Here is a 16,339-nt window from a genome sequence, read left to right on the forward strand (position 1 = left end):
CCAGGGCGCACAGCCGGGCGCCTCCGATATCCAAGCCCTCATGCTGCGACGCGGCAAAAAATTCCGGCACCACGCAGCAAAAAACCCGCCGAATGGGCGGGTCTGCCGAAGTTTTCGCACAAAATGTGAGTTTTCGCCCAATAAAGGGGCAACTATTTCGTGATCACGCTGGAATCGGTTTGAGCGCCAAACCACCCTCGCGCTCGAGAAATGCGACGATCTCCTCGATGCCCGCGCCTTGGCGCAGCCGCGCCATGACATAGGGCCTCGACCGGCGCGCGCTTTGCGTATCGGCCTCCAGCTGCGCCAGATCGACGCCGACATGAGGCGCGAGATCCACCTTGTTCACCACCAGAAGATCGGACTTCGTCAGCCCCGGACCGCGCTTGCGCGGGATATCCTGCCCCGCTGCCGTGTCGATCACGTAGATCGTCAGATCGGCCAGCTCCGGCGAGAAGGTCGCCGCCAGATTGTCGCCGCCGCTTTCGATCAGCACCAGCTCCAGATCGGGGAGCTTCGCGGTCAGATCGGCAATGGCCGCGAGGTTGATCGACGCATCCTCGCGGATCGCCGTATGCGGGCAGCCCCCCGTCTCGACGCCGCGAATCCGTTCGCCCGGCAGCACCTGCGCGCGCATCAACGCCTCTGCATCCTCGCGCGTATAGATGTCGTTCGTGACAACCGCCATCGACACGCGCGACGCCAAGGCCCGCGCCAGCTGCTCGGTCAGCGTGGTCTTGCCCACGCCCACCGGTCCGCCAATTCCCACGCGCAAAGGTCCGTTGCCCATATCCTCACCTCAAGTCTTGAAGAGACGCACATCGAGCGTCTCGTGTTTCATGGCCGAAACCTCGGCGCGAAAGGCGCTGAAGCTCAGGTCAGTCAGTTCCGCCTGCGCCGCGCGTGCCGCGATCTCGGCGATTTTTCCGTGCAGGCCGCTCAGAACCGTTTGTCCCGCGATTTGCCCCAAAGGGACAAGCCGGATCGCCGCAGAGACGAGGTTCGACGCGAAAGAATGCTGGAAGAGGGAAATCACCTGCGCGGCCGGCATGTCCAGATCGCGCGCCGCCTCGGCCAGTGCGACCGGCAAGATCCGCGGCGGCAGCTCGACGCCCCGCAACCCCGCCTGCGCCAGCGTGAAGGCCGCCCCCTGCTCTGCCGTCTCGCGCAGCCGCTCCGCCGAACCCGCCATCGCGCGCCCCAGCGCGTCCAGCTCGTCGAGATCGCCGCCGCGCAGCCCGCAGGCCAGCAGCACCGCATCGGACCAGCCCGCGCCATGCTCCAGCACGTCCCCAAGCCAAATGGCGAACCCCGCCGCATCCCTGATCTCGCCCGCCGCAACCGCCTGCTCCAGCCCATGCGAATAGGCGAACGCCCCGGTCGGAAAGGCCGGGGAGAGCCATTGCATCAGCGAGAGGGAGGCGGTCGGATCAGGCATGGTCGTGATGATGGTCGTGGCTGTGCGAATGGTCGTGGTCATGCGAATGGGAATGCCCATGACCATGCGAATGCCCGTGCTCATGCCCCATCGTGCGCCCCATCCCATAGGCGCCGCCCTCGGGTTGGAAGGTCTCGACCGCGGGCGACACCTCCGCGCCCAACTGCTTCAGCATCGCTTCCAGCACATGATCGGCGCGGATCACCAGCCGCTCCGCCTCGATCTGGCAGGGCGTGTGACGGTTGCCGATATGCCAGGCCAGCCGCGTCAGATCGCCCGTCACTACCAGCACCGGCTCCAGCGCCGGGCGCACCTCGATGAAGCGACCGTCCTCCAGCACGAAGGCCTCGCCGCCCGTGAGGTTCGTCACCTCCGGCAGATCCACGAGAAATCCCGCGCCCGCGCCCGCAACCAGCCGCTTGCGGCGCAGGAAACGCCCCTCGTAATCCAGCGCCACATAGTCGACCGCCGCCTGCCAGGCACCTTTCGGCGCTACTTTTTCGGCCTTCGGATAATCGCTCATTCTCTCGGCTCCCCTTAACGCTTTCTCAAACCTCCGACCGCAGACTGCTCCGCAGCAAAGGAGTCTTTCAATGTTCCACCATTGCTTCGAACCGCGCACTCCCGCGGACGAGCTGGCCCAGATCCGCGCGCAGATCGCACAACTCAAACGCCGCGAGGCAGAGCTGCGCGAGGCCTATCTTACCCAGCCAGACATGCCCTGTCTCGGCCGCTGGACGAAGGTGGAGATCGTCACCAGCCGCCGCCAGGTGCTGGAGCCGCGCCTGCTGCCGCCCGAAATCCGCTCCGACCCGGCCTTTCAGCGCGAGAAAGTGACCCGCACGCTGCAGACCCGACCGCATGATCCGACGCGGAACCGCCTGCCCGAACTCGTTCGGGACAGACCCGTCAACGTGGGGCTGCGCCTCGTATCCGGCGGTTGACGCCATCCTCAGAAGAGGAAGTAACGCTGTGCCAGCGGCAGAACCTCCGCGGGCGCGCAGGTCAGCAATTCGCCATCCGCGCGCACCTCATAGGTCTCGGGATGCACGTCGATCTCGGGCGTCGCCGCATTGTGGATCATCTGCGCCTTGCCGATGCCGCGCGTACCCTCGACGGCAAGCGTCTGCTTTTGCAGACCAAGGCTCGCCGCCAGCCCGTTGGCCTGCGCCGCCTGACTGACGAAGGTGACGGAACTCGCGTGCCGCGCGCCACCCAGCGCCCCGAACATATTGCGCGTATAGAAAGGCTGTGCCGGGATCGAGCCGTTCGGATCGCCCATCTGCGCCGAGACAATCGAGCCCCCGATCAGCACCATTTCGGGCTTCGCGCCGAAGAAGGCCGGGTTCCACAGCACCAGATCGGCACGCTTCCCCACTTCGATCGAGCCGATATGCTGGCTCATCCCGTGGGTAATCGCTGGGTTGATCGTGTATTTCGCGATGAACCGCTTCACCCGCACATTGTCATTGTCGCCCTGCTCTTCCGGCAACCGCCCGCGCTGTTTGCGCATCTTGTCCGCCGTCTGCCAGCAGCGAATGATCACCTCGCCCACGCGCCCCATCGCCTGACTGTCCGAGCTGATGATCGACATCGCGCCCATGTCATGCAGGATATCCTCGGCCGCAATCGTCTCTTTCCGGATGCGGCTTTCGGCGAAGGCCACATCCTCGGGCACCTTATTGTCGAGGTGATGGCACACCATCAGCATATCGAGATGCTCTTCGATCGTGTTGCCGGTATAGGGCCGCGTCGGGTTGGTCGAAGACGGGATCACATTCGGCGCACTCACCACCTTCAGGATGTCCGGCGCGTGGCCGCCCCCCGCGCCTTCGGTGTGGAAGGCGTGGATCGTACGTCCCTTGATCGCGGCGAGCGTATTCTCGACGAAGCCGCTCTCGTTGAGCGTGTCGGTGTGGATCATCACCTGCACATCCATGTCGTCGGCCACCGACAGGCAGCAATCGATCGCGCCCGGCGTCGTGCCCCAATCCTCGTGCAGTTTCAGCGCGCAGGCGCCGCCCTCGACCATCTCGACCAGCGCCTCGGGGCGCGAAGCATTGCCCTTGCCCGACAGCGCGAGGTTGACCGGCAGCGCGTCGAAGCTCTGCAGCATCCGCGCGATATGCCACGGCCCCGGCGTGCAGGTCGTGGCGAGCGTGCCATGCGCGGGGCCCGTGCCGCCGCCCAGCATCGTCGTCATCCCCGAGGCCAGCGCATCCTCGATCTGCTGCGGGCAGATGAAGTGAATATGCGCATCGAACCCGCCAGCGGTCAGGATTTTCCCTTCCGCGGCAATGATTTCTGTCCCCGGCCCGATGATGATGTCGACATTCGGCTGCGTGTCGGGATTGCCCGCCTTGCCGATCGCCACGATCTGACCGCCCTTCAGGCCGACATCCGCCTTGTAGATCCCCGAATGGTCCACGATCAGCGCATTGGTGAGGACCGTATCGACCGCGCCGCCCGCGCGGGAGATCTGGCTCTGCCCCATGCCGTCGCGGATCACCTTGCCGCCGCCGAACTTGACCTCCTCGCCATAGGTGGTCAGGTCGCGCTCGACCTCGATGATCAGATCGGTATCGGCGAGCCGCACCCGGTCGCCGGTGGTGGGACCGAACATATCGGCATAGGTGCTACGCGAGATCGTGGCCGGCATCAGAGCGCCCCCATAACTTTCTGATTGAATCCATAGACTTCACGCGAGCCGCGATAGGGCACCAGCCGCACTTCGCGGCTCTGGCCCGGCTCGAACCGCACCGCCGTTCCGGCCGCGATGTCCAGACGGTAGCCGCGCGCGGCGTCCCGGTCGAACTCCAACCCCGGATTGGTCTCCGCGAAATGGTAATGCGAGCCGACCTGCACCGGGCGGTCGCCGGTATTGGCGACCATCAGCGTGATCGCCTCGCAGCCCTCATTCAGCGTGATCTCGCCCGCCGCGGGCAGGATTTCTCCGGGGATCATCGGCTCACTCCTTGTTGCGACGCAGCGCGCGCGCCAGTTCCGGCCCGACATAGGCGACCGCTGCGAGCGCAAGCAGCCCGATCAGCGGACCGTCGTGGAAGAACCATGTGCTCCCCGCGCTGTGGCCGGGATGGGCCAGCGCGGCAGTGGGCGCGAGGACGGCGAGAGCAGCTAGAAGTTTCATCGGACGGCCTTTCATTAGAAAAATTTATTTCGGATCGGTCTGTATAAGCTGAACTTATCTCAGCGGATCGGATGGTGGACGGTGACGAGCTTGGTTCCGTCCGGGAAGGTCGCTTCGACCTGGATGGAATGGATCATCTCGGGGATGCCCTCCATGCATTGATCGGCCGAGATCACCCCTGCCCCCGCCTCCATCAGATCGGCGACGGAGCGCCCTTCGCGGGCCCCCTCGACGACGAAATCCGAAATGATTGCAATGGCTTCCGGGTGATTGAGCTTCACGCCGCGTTCCAGCCGGTTGCGCGCAACCATCGCAGCAACGCTGATCAGCAGCTTGTCCTTTTCCCTCGGTGTCAGGTTCATCGTATTCCCTCAGATCTGCCACACGCGCGGCGCCGCTTCACCGCGTCGCAATGTATTGAAAAGTCGTAGAATTTGTCGCCGCATCGGCCAACCGTCCCGCGCGAGAAGGCGGATGACGCATTTCCCGTCGAACCCCGAAGCCGCCCCTTCGACGCCCGGCTCGTCGAGCACCGCGCGCAGGGGCTCCACCGCGTCTTCCGCACCTTGCTGGCACAGGACGAGCGTCGCGAAAGCGCGCGCCTCGCCCAGAACCGCACTGCGTGCGCCCTTGGCCAAAATGTTCGAATTCAGCAAGAAGGGCTCGAAAAACACAGGCTTTCCGGCGCGATCGATCCGGCGCATGTCGAAAAACTGCAAGTCCTGCACCCGCTCGCCCATAGCGATCCGGCCCAGAACCACCGCCTCGAGCATCAAGCAGGACGCATCGGCGGCCAGCGAAATCGTCGTGTCGCGCGCAAGTTTCGCGCGATCGAACAGGATCGTCTCCTGCGGCAGCCAATCGAGATGACACCCGGCACCGACATTGTGATGCACCTCGACCTGCGCCTGACCACCATCCGCGCGATAGGCGCGCTCAGCGGCTTGGGTCGTCGCAACGAGCTTCGCGCCATCTTTCAGATCGGTCTTGTAGGAAAGCCGGTCCCCAGAGGCCAAGCCACCGGAAGTATTCAGGAAAACCACTTCTGCCGCGCCCGGAACGCGCGGCAGAATGGCTTTTGCGGACCCGCTTTGATGGAGGCCGGTCAGCCGTGCACCGGAGAAAGCGGCCCGCGCCACGCCGCGCGAACGCTGCATCTCTACCGCAGCTTTGGTCTGAATTTTCGCGTCGAACATGGGTCCCTCCCTCCCGATCCAAAACCGCACCAACGGAGCGGTCCATGCCTTGCTCGCGCAGATTTGGCTTTGACCAAAGCACAACGGCAGCCGCGCCCATTTCACGCGCAGTTTGCCCAATTTTTCAACTGGAATGAATCACCCCAAGGGGCCGGGACGACGTTCTTCGTTGAGCAGCACATTCGCCTCGACCTGCCCGACACCGGGCAAGGTCATGATCCGACGCCGCAAAACCCGTTCGAAATCGGGCAGATCGCGCGCAGTGACGCGCAGCCGGTAATCGAAGAGCCCGAGGACGTGCTGCACGAGCTGCACCTCCGGGATCGCGGTCACTGCGCGTTCGAAATCCTCAAGGCTGACGCGACCTTTCGCGGCGAGCTTCACGCCCAGAAACACCGTCACGCCGAAACCGAGCGCCTCGGGATCGACGATCACGCGGCGCCCCGCGATCACGCCCGCCTCCTGCATCCGGCGGATTCGGCGCCATGTCGCGGGCTGAGAGAGCCCGAGCTTGCGCCCCAACGCGCCCGCGCTCTGCGTGGAATCGCGGCTCAGCGCCCGCAGCAGCTGGCGGTCGAAATCGTCGAGATCGAGGCTCATATCGGCAGCTCCGCACTGGATTTGATCGTCGAGATCAGCATCAGGGCGTCGAGTTCGGCGATATGCGGCAGGGTCAGAATGCGGTTGCGGTAGATCTCCTGATAGTGCGCCATGTCGCGGGCGATGACCTGCAGGCGCATATCTGTGGAGCCGAGGAAGCTTTGGATTTCAATCACTTCCGGAACCTCACGCGCGGCGGCGGTGAATTCGTCGAAAGCGCGCGGGTTGGTCTTATCCAAGGTGAAGCGCAGGGACACCTCGACCGCCCAGCCGAGCGCGTGCCAGTCGATCAGCGCCTCTTCCCCGCGGATCACCCCGCCTTCGCGCAGCTTCTCGATCCGGCGCCAACAGGTCGCGGGCGTGACGCCCGCGCGCTCGGCCAACTCGGCCGAGGGGAGACCCGGCTCCGCCATCATCTGACGCAATATCCGTCGGTCCGTATCGTCAATCTGCATGATTTTTCCGAATTTATCCAAGAACGCGAATGACTTTTATCCCCTTTAGCAGATACGCTCAACTTCTGAACGCATATTTCCGCAGAACCTCCTATTCTCACCCTCAGACAAAAAGGAGGAACGCCATGCGCGTCTATTATGATCGCGATTGCGATGTGAACCTGATCAAGGACAAGAAAGTCGCCATTCTCGGCTATGGCTCGCAGGGCCACGCCCACGCGCTGAACCTGCGCGACTCGGGTGCGAAGAACGTGGCCGTTGCGCTGCGCGACGGCTCGCCCTCGAAAGCGAAAGCCGAAGCCGAAGGCCTGCAGGTGATGGGTATCGCGGAAGCGGCTGCCTGGTGTGACGTGATCATGTTCACCATGCCCGACGAACTTCAGGCCGAGACCTACAAGAAGTACGTCCATGACAACCTGAAAGACGGCTCGGCGATCGCGTTCGCCCACGGCCTGAACGTGCATTTCGGCCTGATCGAGCCGAAGCCCGGCATCGACGTGATCATGATGGCGCCGAAAGGCCCGGGTCACACCGTGCGTGGCGAATACACCAAGGGCGGCGGCGTGCCCTGCCTCTTCGCGGTCGAAAACGACGCGACCGGCAAGGCGCAGGACATCGCGCTGAGCTACTGCTCGGCCATCGGTGGCGGCCGCTCGGGCATCATCGAGACCAACTTCCGTCAGGAATGCGAAACCGACCTGTTCGGCGAGCAAGCGGTTCTCTGCGGCGGCCTCGTCGAGCTGATCCGCATGGGCTTCGAGACCCTCGTGGAAGCCGGTTACGAGCCGGAAATGGCCTATTTCGAGTGCCTCCACGAAGTGAAGCTGATCGTCGACCTGATCTATGAAGGCGGCATCGCGAACATGAACTACTCGATCTCGAACACCGCCGAATATGGCGAGTATGTCTCGGGTCCGCGCATCCTCCCCTACGAGGAAACCAAGAAGCGCATGAAGGACGTCCTGACCGACATCCAGACCGGCAAATTCGTGCGTGATTTCATGCAGGAAAACGCGGTCGGCCAGCCCTTCTTCAAGGCGACCCGTCGCATCAACGACGAGCACGAAATCGAGCAAGTCGGCGAGAAGCTGCGCGCCATGATGCCCTGGATCTCCAAGGGCAAGATGGTCGACAAGTCGCGCAACTGATCTGCACGACAGCGACGAGATAGGACCCCCGGCCTATGCGCCGGGGGTTCTTTTTTGCGGGGGTTACACCCAGTAGCTGGCGCCGTTGGCCATGTTCATCGTCACGCCCCAGGCGAGGTAGAAGAGCCACACGCCGGTCAGCAGCTGGAACACGCCGCCCGCCTTTTCCGCCGTCTCGCTATTGGTCCAACGCGCGCCGAATTCGGCGAGATAAATCAGCATCAGGCCGATGAAGAGGATCGCAGCGGGAATGTCGCCATTGCCCCAGAACGAGATCGTGCCCATCGCGCTCAACCCGAACAGCGGGATCGCCATCCACGCCTCGGGCCCGGGATCGGAATGGGTGTAGCGACGCAGGCCGATGACGAACCAGTGGATGCCGTAGAGCGAGAAGGCGACAGCCGTCATGTAGAGCGGCGCGGCATTGGCGAAGACCGGGAACCAAGTCAGGCCGATCATCAGGTAGATGCCGGTCAAAAGTTGGCCGAACCCGCCGAGAAAGATGCCCCAAAGCCCCAAGGTTCGCTCCTGCGCCAGCGGGTCGCCGGACCAGCTCGGGCCGTTCGCGACGGCCGCGCCGCCCTGGACGAAATAGTTGATCGAGAGCGATAGGAAGCCGATCGCGAGCGGCCAGAAATCTGATGTGGGAAAAATGGATGATTGGTCCATGACGCACCTCCGGTAAATATCGCCCCTCCATTGCTCCAAAGCGGCGGAAGGCCTTGAAGTTCAGTCACGTTTTGGTCACTCCAGACGCTGACCGCGGCAGCGCGTCGCCTTGCGGGGCTACGGGTTTCTTGTCACAGTTCCGCGAATTGAAAGGGAAGCAGATGGCCGAACCCGACCACGAGGAACTCGAAGCGATCTTCGAGGAGCGCGCAAAATTCTTCACCCCGAGATGGTTCGGCGATCTCTTCGCCGGGCGGCTCGCACCGGGAGATACGTTCTGGGCCGGGAATTACGGACCCGCGCTGGTGGTGGTGCCGCTGATCGTGATCCTGGCGCTGTTCACCGCGCTGATCTCGCCGGGCCATCTTGGCGCGTTCTTCGGAAGCTTCGCTGTGGCCGCGGGGATCTACCGGATCGCTGTGTTGATCGGTTTGACCCGCTCGGTCTGGCGCGCGGAGGCCGGCCCGACATTCTGGCGCTGGGTCGGCGTGCTCTGGACCGTGTTCGAAGCGGTCGCCCTGATCTGGCTGGGGCTGGGCCTCTTCGGCGGGTAAGAAAAGAGGGGGCGCGACGCCCCCTCTACTTCGCTCTTTCAAAATATCCCGGGGACGGCCGCAGGCCGGGGGCAGAGCCCCTTCATTCTCCGTTGATTGTCGCCCTACGGCGATGGGGGCAAAGCCCCTTACGCGGTTTCGGCCTCGACGGCGGCGACGATGCTGTCGACGGTCGCTTCCAGCAGCCCCTCGTCCTCGCATTCCGCCATCACGCGGATCAGCGGCTCGGTGCCGGATTTGCGGATCAAAAGACGGCCCTGACCGTTCAGACGGGTCTCCGCGTCCAATATCGCTTTTGCAACTTTATCGGCGCTCAAAGGCTCCTGCCCCGCCTGATACCTTACGTTTTTCAACATTTGCGGCACGGTCTCGAATTGCCGCACGAGGTCGGAGGCGCGCAGCCCGGTCTCGACCATCGCGGCGAGGAATTGCAGCCCCGCCATCAGGCCGTCGCCGGTCGTGGCGTAGTCGGTCATGACGATATGGCCCGATTGCTCGCCGCCCAGGTTGAAGCCGCCTTCGCGCATCCGCTCGACCACGTAACGGTCGCCGACCTTGGTGCGCTCGAGCCGCAGCCCCTCGGCCTCGAGGAAACGCTCCAGACCAAGGTTGGACATCACGGTCGCCACGAGTGCACCGCCCGAAAGCTGACCGGATTCAGCCCAGCGTTTCGCAAACAGCGCCATGATCTGATCGCCATCGGCGACATGGCCGGTCTCGTCGATGATCATCACCCGGTCCGCGTCACCGTCGAGCGAGATCCCGAGATCGGCGCCATGCGCCACCACGGCCTCGGCGCAGGTGCTGACATGGGTCGAGCCGCAGCCATCGTTGATGTTGCGCCCGTCGGGCGAGACGCCGACCGGGATCACTTCGCAGCCAAGCTCCCACAGAACCGCCGGCGCCGCACGATAGGCCGCCCCATTGGCGCAATCGACGACCACTTTCAGGTCGGGCTTGCGCAGCTTCGGGAAGGTGGTCTTGGCATATTCGACATAGCGCCCCAGACCGTCGTCGATCCGCTTCGCGCGACCAATATTCTCGGGCCGCGCGAGCCGGATCTCGGCATCGAGCATCGCCTCGATCTCGGTCTCAGCCTCGTCGCTGAGCTTGAACCCGTCGGGACCGAAGAACTTGATCCCGTTATCCTTGGCCGGATTGTGGCTGGCAGAAATCATGATCCCCATATCCGCGCGCATCGAACGGGTCAGGTAGCCCACGGCAGGCGTCGGCACCGGGCCGAGCAGCAGCACGTTCATCCCGGTCGAAGTCAGCCCCGCCGTCAGCGCATTCTCGAACATGTAGCCCGAGAGCCGCGTGTCCTTGCCGATCACCACGCGGTGGCCGCGCGAGTCGTCTTGCCGGAAATAGCGGCCCGCAGCGGCGCCCAGTTTCAGCGCCATCTCGGCGGTCATGTTGCCGGAATTGGCCTCGCCGCGGACACCATCGGTGCCAAAAAGCTTCCTGCTCATTCCTCAAAACCTCTTTTGATCGCGTCCCAGAGCCGGATGCCTTGGGCGATCTCGGCCACATCGTGGACGCGGTGAATTTGAATGCCCTGATCGAGCCCGGCGAGCGTCACGGCCAAAGTACCGGGGGCGCGGCTATCGGCCTCCTCGGCACCGCCCACGGCCCCGATGAAGCGTTTGCGCGACACCCCGAGCAGGACCGGGCAGCCCAGCCCGTGAAACAGGCTGAGACCGCGGATCAGGGCGAGATTGTGCTGCGCGGTCTTGCCGAAGCCGATACCGGGATCGGCGATGATCGCCTCGCGCGCAATGCCGTAATCCTCGGCGAGCGCGATGCGGTCTTCGAGATAGTCGTAGACGTCGAGCAGCACATCCGTGTAGCGCGGATCGTCCTGCATCGTCTCGGGCAGGCCCTGCGCATGCATCAGGCAGATCGGCGCGCCGGAGACCTGCGCCACCTCGACCATGGCCGGATCGAATTCCATCGCGGAGACATCGTTGAGCATCGCGGCCCCCGCCTCCAGCGCCTGATCCGCGACTAGCGACTTGCGGGTGTCGATGGAGATCGGCGCGTCGAAATCGGCATCGCGCAGCGCGGCAATCACGGGGGCGGTGCGGGCGATCTCTTCGTCTTCCTCGACTTCCGTAGCGCCGGGACGGGTCGACTCGCCGCCGATATCGAGAATGTCGGCGCCCATCTTGCGCAGCGCGACCGCGCGCTCGATCGCGGCGTCCTCGACGTCGAAGCGCCCGCCATCGGAGAAGCTGTCGGGTGTGACGTTCAGGATGCCCATGATCCGCGGCGCATCGAGCGTGATCCCGGCGACCGGCGTGCGCGGGGTGCAGAGCCGCTCCATCACCTCTTCGGGCAGATGAGCCGCGGGGATGATCTCGGGCTCGCCATCGCGGCGCAGAATCTCCACCTCATCGAACCAGCACCAGCCCCCGGCGAGGGTCAGGGCCGTGTCGGGACGGGCGGAGTCGGTTCGGGCGACGGGTCGATAATAGAGCTTCTCCATGCGCACCATTCACCCGATTGCGCCCGAGAGTTCAAGCCGTTCAGAGCGGGCGCGTCTCGACCGGCACGCGGCTTCCTGCCGGGGCTGAAACAGTCCCGTGAACTTCCAGCCGGGTCGCGGCCATCTGCTCGGCCAGCCACAGCGCCAAGGCCATTGCGTCGCGCGCGGGGCTTTTCGGGCCGTCGGTCGCGTCCAGCACGATCTTGGAGGGCGCCCAGACGACCATCTGGCCATGGCGCATCGCCCAGTCGATCTCGGTGCGGGTCGCCACCACAACGCAGCGCGGATCGCGGGCCGCGAGCCGCCATGCGTTCTGCTCGATCGCGAGAAGGTCAATGCGGCGCTGCGTGGGCCCCTGCCCGCTTTCGGGCACGGCGCCGTCGGGCAGCCCCACGGCAAGGATCACCGGATGGCCCGTTTCCTGCAGCACGTCGAGCCGCGCCGAAAGGTCCGGCGCGTCGATGGCCGCGTTCGACAGATAGGCGACGACCGGGTGCAAGCTTTCCTCCACCCCGCTCTCATCGACGCTTTTCACCGGGACGGAGGCACGGGAGCGCACGATCTCGACGCCGAGCGCGCCGGGGCCGCGGTCGAGCTTCTCGATCCGCACGAAGACGCGCATCGCCTGCGGGCTGGCGAGGATACGCTCTGCTACACCGGCCGCGAGCGTCTCCAGCAGGTTCACCCGTTCCTCGGCCAATTCCGCCGCGATCGCCTCGGTGATCCGGTCATAGGAGAGGATGCGATCCACGTCGTCCTCGAGCGGCTCCGGCGTGGGCCGCACCTCCACCACCACGTTGAATTGCAGGCGCTGCGTATGGCCACGCTCCTGCTGGAAGGCGCCGATATCGGCCTCCACCACATGGTCGCGCAGCGAGATGCGATCCCGGGGGTCGGTCGGCGCAGAGGCCGCCGCCCGCGCTTCGGGATGCGAAAAGGCGAGGGAAATATCGGAACTCATGCGCGCCTCGGGAATTTTTCAGTCATGTCGAACATAGAAAAAGGGCGGACCGAAGCCCACCCTCAACCGTCATTTCATCGCCCGCCCGCGACGCGGGCCCCTGAAAGCGCGGCCTCAGTTCGAGGCGGTGCGCACCGGGTTGGCGTAGAAGATGTGATGGCCGATCGACGCGGTTTTCGCGAAGCGGCGCGACCAGCTCGGGCGCACGGCGCGCGTGTGGAAGTAGGTCGCCCCATCGGTCAGCGAGCGCGGCGCGCCATCGATCATCGCCCGGGCGACTTTCGCGACTTCGGCGTAGGCGCCCTTGTTGCGGACGGTGTCGGAGCGACCGTCGCAATACCAGCTGAACTGGCAGGCGCGCGAATTGCCCTGATGGACAACGCCGCAGATCGAACCGGGGAAGCGCGGATCGTCGACACGGTTCAGGATGACCTCGGCGACGGCCTGCTGGCCCTTCACACCTTCGCCACGCGCTTCGAAGTAAAGCGCCTGCGAGAGGCATTGGAACTGCTCGCCACCCTTGGCAGCGGGTTGCGCGGACAGCCACTTGGCCGAAAGGACTTCCGGCAGAGTCGCATGTTTTTTCGAGCGTTCCGGCGCCATGGTGAGCGCGGTGACGCGTCGTTTGTCGATCGCGCTCATCGCGGAGCGCTCCGTCCACAGGACCGACATCAGTCCTTGTTCGGCGACCTCAGTGGGGTCGTTCGACTGGCTTACCGTGACTTCGGCACGCAAGCCTCCGGCGAGGGCGAGGAGGATGGCAGCACCCCCCGTCCAGCTTTTCAGCAGTGACATGGTTTTCTTCCGATAAGGTCAATCGCCGCGCACCCCCCATTGAGCCGCGACGGCGCATCGCTTACCCGAGCGAGCTATCCATGTCTAGGTTTTCACGAAAAAATGCGCGACCCCCTACGGAGTCACGGCGGATTCTTGCCAAAATGCACGGTGATTTGCGTGCGATGTCCCTATCGAATCGCATATCGCGACGCGCAAAGATTTGCCAATGGTATTTGAGAAAAACGGCCAAATTTTCGCTTCTGTGACCTTACCTCTAGGGAAAAGATCGACCGCGCGGCGCAAGGAGTGCGAAATGGGCAGCGGCGAGACGAGCGACCGGCACCCGGAAAGGCGAACAGGAGACATAATCGAATCCCGCCGCCCGGCAGAAGGCGATTGATTCGGGATTTCCGCCATGTTCGCCGCAGACCGAGATCGTGACATCGGGCCGGGCGGAGCGTCCGCGCGCGGCCCCGATCAGCAGCAACTCCCCTACCCCTTCGACGTCGAGGATATGGAACGGGTCTTCGCTATAGACCTGCTGGTTCACATAGGTCGACATGAAGCGCCCCGCATCGTCGCGGGAGAGCCCGTAGGTCATCTGAGTAAGGTCATTGGTCCCGAAGGACAGGAAGGCCGCGTGTTCGGCGATCTCACCGGCGCGCAGGGCCGCACGGGGCGTCTCCACCATCACGCCGAGGCGGTAGGTGAAATCTTCCTTGGTCTCGGTGCGCACGGCGGCGGCGACCGCATCGACCCGGGTTTTCACGATCTCCACCTCGCGCGAGGCGGAAACGAGCGGGATCATGATCTCCGGCACCACCTCGGCGCCCCGGCGGAGCGCCTCCACGGTGGCCTCGAAAATCGCGCGGGCCTGCATGTCGTAGATCTCGGGCACGGTCACGCCCAAACGCACGCCGCGCATCCCGAGCATCGGGTTGAACTCGGACAGGGCCTCCACCCGGCGCGTGACCTCGGACAGCGGACGGTCCAGCGCCTCGGCCAACTCGCGCATCCCCTCGCGGTCATGCGGCAGGAATTCGTGCAGCGGCGGGTCGAAGAGACGGATGCAGACCGGCTCGCCCTTCATCAGCTCGAACAGAGCCCCGAAATCATCGCGCTGCATCGGCAGCAACCGGTCTAGGGCGGCGCGGCGATCTTCCGGCCCGTCGGCGAAGATCATCTCGCGCATCACCGTCAGGCGGTCTTCGTCGAAGAACATATGCTCGGTCCGGCACAACCCGATCCCGTCGGCCTCGAACATCAGCGCGGTGCGCGCATCCTCCGGCGTGTCGGCATTGGCGCGGATGCCGATATCGCGCACCAGATCGGCCCAGCTCAGAAGCGTGCGGAACCCGTCATCCAGCGCGGGCGCGAGCATCTCCGCCGTCCCCACCAGCACCTCGCCATTGGTCCCGTCGAGCGTGATCGTATCGCCCTCGCGGAAGAGCCGCCCCTTGGGGCCGCGGAACTGGCGCTCGCGGCTGTTGATCTCGATCTCGGCGCCGACGATGCAGGGCAGGCCCAGACCGCGCGCGATCACCGCCGCGTGGGACGTCATCCCCCCACGTTCGGTCAGCACGGCGACGGCTGCATGCATCCCGCGGATATCCTCGGGAGAGGTTTCGCGGCGCACGAGGATACAGGGCTCGTCGCGCGCGGCAGAGGCCTGCGCGGCGGCGGCCGAGAACACGATCTTGCCGGTTGCCGCGCCCGGCGAGGCCGCGATCCCGCGTGCCAGCACGTCGCGCGGCGCACGCGGATCGACCTGATAGTGCAGAAGCTCGGTGATCGCGCGCGGCTCGACGCGGAGCAGCGCATCCTCGCGAGAGATAACATCGTCATTGGCCAGCGCCACCGCGATGCGCACGGCAGCCCGCGACGAGCGCGGCACCCGCACCGCGTCGATCACATGGACCTTGCCGCTCTCGATGGTGAACTCGATCTGCATCTCTTCGCGCAGCTTCACCCGGCAGCGCGCGCCGAAATCCTTCAACGTGTCGAAGACGCGGCCATCCGCCTCTTCGAGCGAGGCCCCGCGCGGGTCGCGCGTCAGATAGAGCGTCTCGACCGCGCTCGTGCGGCCCTGGCTCTGGCCGCGGAACCGCCCGGTGATCTGCGGCGCACCCGTCACGCTATCGACGAATTGCATCGTGCCCGAGCCCGACAGGCCCGGCCCGATCCCCAGCGCCATCTCCTGCACCAGAAGCCCCAGCACCGCATCGGGCGGCGCGCCCTTGGCCTGCCGCAGCAGCCGCGCCGTCGTGCCCTCCCAGGCCCGCGCCATGGAGCGCAGCACCTCGGCCAGCTGCTGGGCGCCCGATTGCGGGAACCGCTCGTCGGTTTCCTCTTCATAGGCGTCGAGCGCGGCTTCCAGCGCGCCCGGCCCGGGCTCCTGCTGGAACATGTCCGGATCGAGCCGCGCCACATGGATCGAGTAGAGCTGCACGAAGCGCAGATAGAGCGCGTCGGCGGCCTCGCTACCATGCGTGTTCGACAGCACCGCATGCATGTCGTCATTCATGCCGACATTGAGAACCGTGCCCGGCCCGCCCCATTCGGGATTTTCCGGGCTCGGTCGCACCGAGACCAGCATCTGCGGCCCGAAGCAATCCGCGATCGCGGCCATGTCGAAAACCTGTCCCGACGCGATCGCGCGCACGGTTTCAGCGGGCAGAGCGACGGTTTTCGGGACGGGAAGGTCGAGCCGGATCAGCCGTTGAAGGCATTTCGCGCGCCAGCCGTGGCGCGCCTTATCGACCGACGCCGTGGGCGTAAGGGTCACAAAATCAGCGTTTTCAACGGGTTTCTGCATTGCAGCGCGCCTTCTCTCTCGACGCAGGATAGGCTGATTCCCCGCCCTCGCAAGTGTGACATTCGGACAGAAGACGTGGCGTCACTGGCC

19 protein-coding genes are annotated in these 16,339 nt (G+C 64.9%); 3 read left to right on the forward strand and 16 right to left on the reverse strand.

Annotated elements, in window-relative coordinates:
* Positions 1-163 precede the first annotated feature (163 nt).
* From ureG to ureE, 3 genes are read right to left on the reverse strand one after another with little or no spacing between them, the layout of a single operon-like run.
* The gene (ureG, locus tag BMI87_RS05990; protein WP_078520259.1) at positions 164-790 is read right to left on the reverse strand and encodes an urease accessory protein UreG; all 627 of its coding nucleotides are present in this window, start codon (positions 788-790) and stop codon (positions 164-166) included.
* Positions 791-799: 9 nt separating this feature from the next.
* Positions 800-1,438 carry an urease accessory protein UreF gene (locus BMI87_RS05995; RefSeq protein ID WP_078520260.1) on the reverse strand — a complete coding sequence of 213 codons (639 nt, stop codon included), beginning with the start codon at positions 1,436-1,438 and terminating at the stop codon, positions 800-802.
* Positions 1,431-1,961 (reverse strand): urease accessory protein UreE, encoded by a 531-nt coding sequence (ureE, locus tag BMI87_RS06000; RefSeq protein WP_078520261.1) that lies wholly within the window; start codon positions 1,959-1,961, stop codon positions 1,431-1,433. Before ureE ends, BMI87_RS05995 begins: the two co-directional genes overlap by 8 nt.
* Positions 1,962-2,031: 70 nt before the next feature.
* Between ureE and BMI87_RS06005 the strand changes: the two genes are divergently transcribed.
* Complete coding sequence (locus BMI87_RS06005) at positions 2,032-2,382, forward strand: hypothetical protein (protein WP_078520262.1); 351 nt, start codon at positions 2,032-2,034, stop codon at positions 2,380-2,382.
* 8 nt (positions 2,383-2,390) lie between these two features.
* Here BMI87_RS06005 and ureC read toward each other — a convergent pair whose 3' ends face one another.
* The 7 genes from ureC to BMI87_RS06040 all read right to left on the reverse strand — a co-directional run bounded on the left by ureC (position 2,391) and on the right by BMI87_RS06040 (position 6,837).
* Positions 2,391-4,097: an urease subunit alpha gene (ureC, locus tag BMI87_RS06010; protein WP_078520263.1), complete on the reverse strand. Its 1,707-nt coding sequence runs from the start codon at positions 4,095-4,097 to the stop codon at positions 2,391-2,393.
* Entirely contained in the window at positions 4,097-4,402 is a 306-nt protein-coding gene (locus BMI87_RS06015) for an urease subunit beta (RefSeq protein ID WP_078520264.1), read from the reverse strand. The genes ureC and BMI87_RS06015 overlap by 1 nt, the downstream gene beginning before the upstream one ends.
* 4 nt (positions 4,403-4,406) lie before the next feature.
* A complete protein-coding gene (locus BMI87_RS06020) occupies positions 4,407-4,586 on the reverse strand; it encodes a hypothetical protein (protein ID WP_133051986.1) in 180 nt (59 codons plus the stop codon).
* A gap of 59 nt (positions 4,587-4,645) precedes the next feature.
* A complete protein-coding gene (locus BMI87_RS06025; protein ID WP_075776945.1) occupies positions 4,646-4,948 on the reverse strand; it encodes an urease subunit gamma in 303 nt (100 codons plus the stop codon).
* Positions 4,949-4,957: 9 nt separating this feature from the next.
* Positions 4,958-5,782: an urease accessory protein UreD gene (locus BMI87_RS06030; protein ID WP_078520266.1), complete on the reverse strand. Its 825-nt coding sequence runs from the start codon at positions 5,780-5,782 to the stop codon at positions 4,958-4,960.
* Between the two features lie 138 nt (positions 5,783-5,920).
* On the reverse strand, positions 5,921-6,382 hold the full coding sequence (locus BMI87_RS06035; protein WP_078520267.1) for an Lrp/AsnC family transcriptional regulator: 462 nt from the start codon (positions 6,380-6,382) through the stop codon (positions 5,921-5,923).
* Positions 6,379-6,837, reverse strand: coding sequence for an Lrp/AsnC family transcriptional regulator (locus BMI87_RS06040; RefSeq protein ID WP_078520268.1), 459 nt, complete (start codon positions 6,835-6,837; stop codon positions 6,379-6,381). Before BMI87_RS06040 ends, BMI87_RS06035 begins: the two co-directional genes overlap by 4 nt.
* Before the next feature lie 29 nt (positions 6,838-6,866).
* Between BMI87_RS06040 and ilvC the strand changes: the two genes are divergently transcribed.
* Complete coding sequence (ilvC, locus tag BMI87_RS06045) at positions 6,867-7,985, forward strand: ketol-acid reductoisomerase (protein WP_256376232.1); 1,119 nt, start codon at positions 6,867-6,869, stop codon at positions 7,983-7,985.
* 63 nt (positions 7,986-8,048) lie between these two features.
* On the opposite strand, the gene BMI87_RS06050 is transcribed toward ilvC, so the two are convergent.
* The gene (locus BMI87_RS06050; RefSeq protein ID WP_078520269.1) at positions 8,049-8,654 is read right to left on the reverse strand and encodes a hypothetical protein; all 606 of its coding nucleotides are present in this window, start codon (positions 8,652-8,654) and stop codon (positions 8,049-8,051) included.
* Positions 8,655-8,815: 161 nt separating this feature from the next.
* Here BMI87_RS06050 and BMI87_RS06055 point away from each other — a divergent pair, with 161 nt between their 5' ends.
* Complete coding sequence (locus tag BMI87_RS06055) at positions 8,816-9,208, forward strand: hypothetical protein (protein WP_078520270.1); 393 nt, start codon at positions 8,816-8,818, stop codon at positions 9,206-9,208.
* A gap of 128 nt (positions 9,209-9,336) precedes the next feature.
* Here BMI87_RS06055 and glmM read toward each other — a convergent pair whose 3' ends face one another.
* The 5 genes from glmM to BMI87_RS06080 form a co-directional block, all read right to left on the reverse strand.
* Complete coding sequence (gene glmM / locus BMI87_RS06060; protein WP_078520271.1) at positions 9,337-10,680, reverse strand: phosphoglucosamine mutase; 1,344 nt, start codon at positions 10,678-10,680, stop codon at positions 9,337-9,339.
* Entirely contained in the window at positions 10,677-11,696 is a 1,020-nt protein-coding gene (gene folP, locus BMI87_RS06065) for a dihydropteroate synthase (protein WP_078520580.1), read from the reverse strand. Before folP ends, glmM begins: the two co-directional genes overlap by 4 nt.
* 40 nt (positions 11,697-11,736) lie before the next feature.
* On the reverse strand, positions 11,737-12,657 hold the full coding sequence (locus BMI87_RS06070; protein ID WP_078520272.1) for a dihydroneopterin aldolase: 921 nt from the start codon (positions 12,655-12,657) through the stop codon (positions 11,737-11,739).
* A gap of 114 nt (positions 12,658-12,771) precedes the next feature.
* On the reverse strand, positions 12,772-13,452 hold the full coding sequence (locus BMI87_RS06075; protein WP_078520273.1) for a cell wall hydrolase: 681 nt from the start codon (positions 13,450-13,452) through the stop codon (positions 12,772-12,774).
* 256 nt (positions 13,453-13,708) lie between these two features.
* Positions 13,709-16,249, reverse strand: a complete 2,541-nt coding sequence (locus tag BMI87_RS06080; protein ID WP_078520274.1) for a putative PEP-binding protein — start codon at positions 16,247-16,249, stop codon at positions 13,709-13,711.
* Positions 16,250-16,339 lie beyond the last annotated feature (90 nt).

This window comes from Thioclava sp. F28-4, from assembly GCF_002020045.1.
GTDB lineage: Bacteria > Pseudomonadota > Alphaproteobacteria > Rhodobacterales > Rhodobacteraceae > Thioclava > Thioclava sediminum.

What these genes read in the sequence shown, in the direction of transcription:
- ureE (WP_078520261.1), bottom strand. Translation starts at nt 1,961, where the DNA reads ATGAGCGATTATCCGAAGGCCGAAAAAGTAGCGCCGAAAGGTGCCTGG.
- ureC (WP_078520263.1), bottom strand. Translation starts at nt 4,097, where the DNA reads ATGCCGGCCACGATCTCGCGTAGCACCTATGCCGATATGTTCGGTCCC.
- BMI87_RS06035 (WP_078520267.1), bottom strand. Translation starts at nt 6,382, where the DNA reads ATGAGCCTCGATCTCGACGATTTCGACCGCCAGCTGCTGCGGGCGCTG.
- BMI87_RS06025 (WP_075776945.1), bottom strand. Translation starts at nt 4,948, where the DNA reads ATGAACCTGACACCGAGGGAAAAGGACAAGCTGCTGATCAGCGTTGCT.
- BMI87_RS06015 (WP_078520264.1), bottom strand. Translation starts at nt 4,402, where the DNA reads ATGATCCCCGGAGAAATCCTGCCCGCGGCGGGCGAGATCACGCTGAAT.
- BMI87_RS06050 (WP_078520269.1), bottom strand. Translation starts at nt 8,654, where the DNA reads ATGGACCAATCATCCATTTTTCCCACATCAGATTTCTGGCCGCTCGCG.
- BMI87_RS06030 (WP_078520266.1), bottom strand. Translation starts at nt 5,782, where the DNA reads ATGTTCGACGCGAAAATTCAGACCAAAGCTGCGGTAGAGATGCAGCGT.
- BMI87_RS06070 (WP_078520272.1), bottom strand. Translation starts at nt 12,657, where the DNA reads ATGAGTTCCGATATTTCCCTCGCCTTTTCGCATCCCGAAGCGCGGGCG.
- BMI87_RS06040 (WP_078520268.1), bottom strand. Translation starts at nt 6,837, where the DNA reads ATGCAGATTGACGATACGGACCGACGGATATTGCGTCAGATGATGGCG.
- glmM (WP_078520271.1), bottom strand. Translation starts at nt 10,680, where the DNA reads ATGAGCAGGAAGCTTTTTGGCACCGATGGTGTCCGCGGCGAGGCCAAT.
- BMI87_RS05995 (WP_078520260.1), bottom strand. Translation starts at nt 1,438, where the DNA reads ATGCCTGATCCGACCGCCTCCCTCTCGCTGATGCAATGGCTCTCCCCG.
- BMI87_RS06075 (WP_078520273.1), bottom strand. Translation starts at nt 13,452, where the DNA reads ATGTCACTGCTGAAAAGCTGGACGGGGGGTGCTGCCATCCTCCTCGCC.
- BMI87_RS06055 (WP_078520270.1), top strand. Translation starts at nt 8,816, where the DNA reads ATGGCCGAACCCGACCACGAGGAACTCGAAGCGATCTTCGAGGAGCGC.
- ilvC (WP_256376232.1), top strand. Translation starts at nt 6,867, where the DNA reads ATGACTTTTATCCCCTTTAGCAGATACGCTCAACTTCTGAACGCATAT.
- ureG (WP_078520259.1), bottom strand. Translation starts at nt 790, where the DNA reads ATGGGCAACGGACCTTTGCGCGTGGGAATTGGCGGACCGGTGGGCGTG.
- BMI87_RS06020 (WP_133051986.1), bottom strand. Translation starts at nt 4,586, where the DNA reads ATGAAACTTCTAGCTGCTCTCGCCGTCCTCGCGCCCACTGCCGCGCTG.
- folP (WP_078520580.1), bottom strand. Translation starts at nt 11,696, where the DNA reads ATGGAGAAGCTCTATTATCGACCCGTCGCCCGAACCGACTCCGCCCGT.
- BMI87_RS06005 (WP_078520262.1), top strand. Translation starts at nt 2,032, where the DNA reads ATGTTCCACCATTGCTTCGAACCGCGCACTCCCGCGGACGAGCTGGCC.
- BMI87_RS06080 (WP_078520274.1), bottom strand. Translation starts at nt 16,249, where the DNA reads ATGCAGAAACCCGTTGAAAACGCTGATTTTGTGACCCTTACGCCCACG.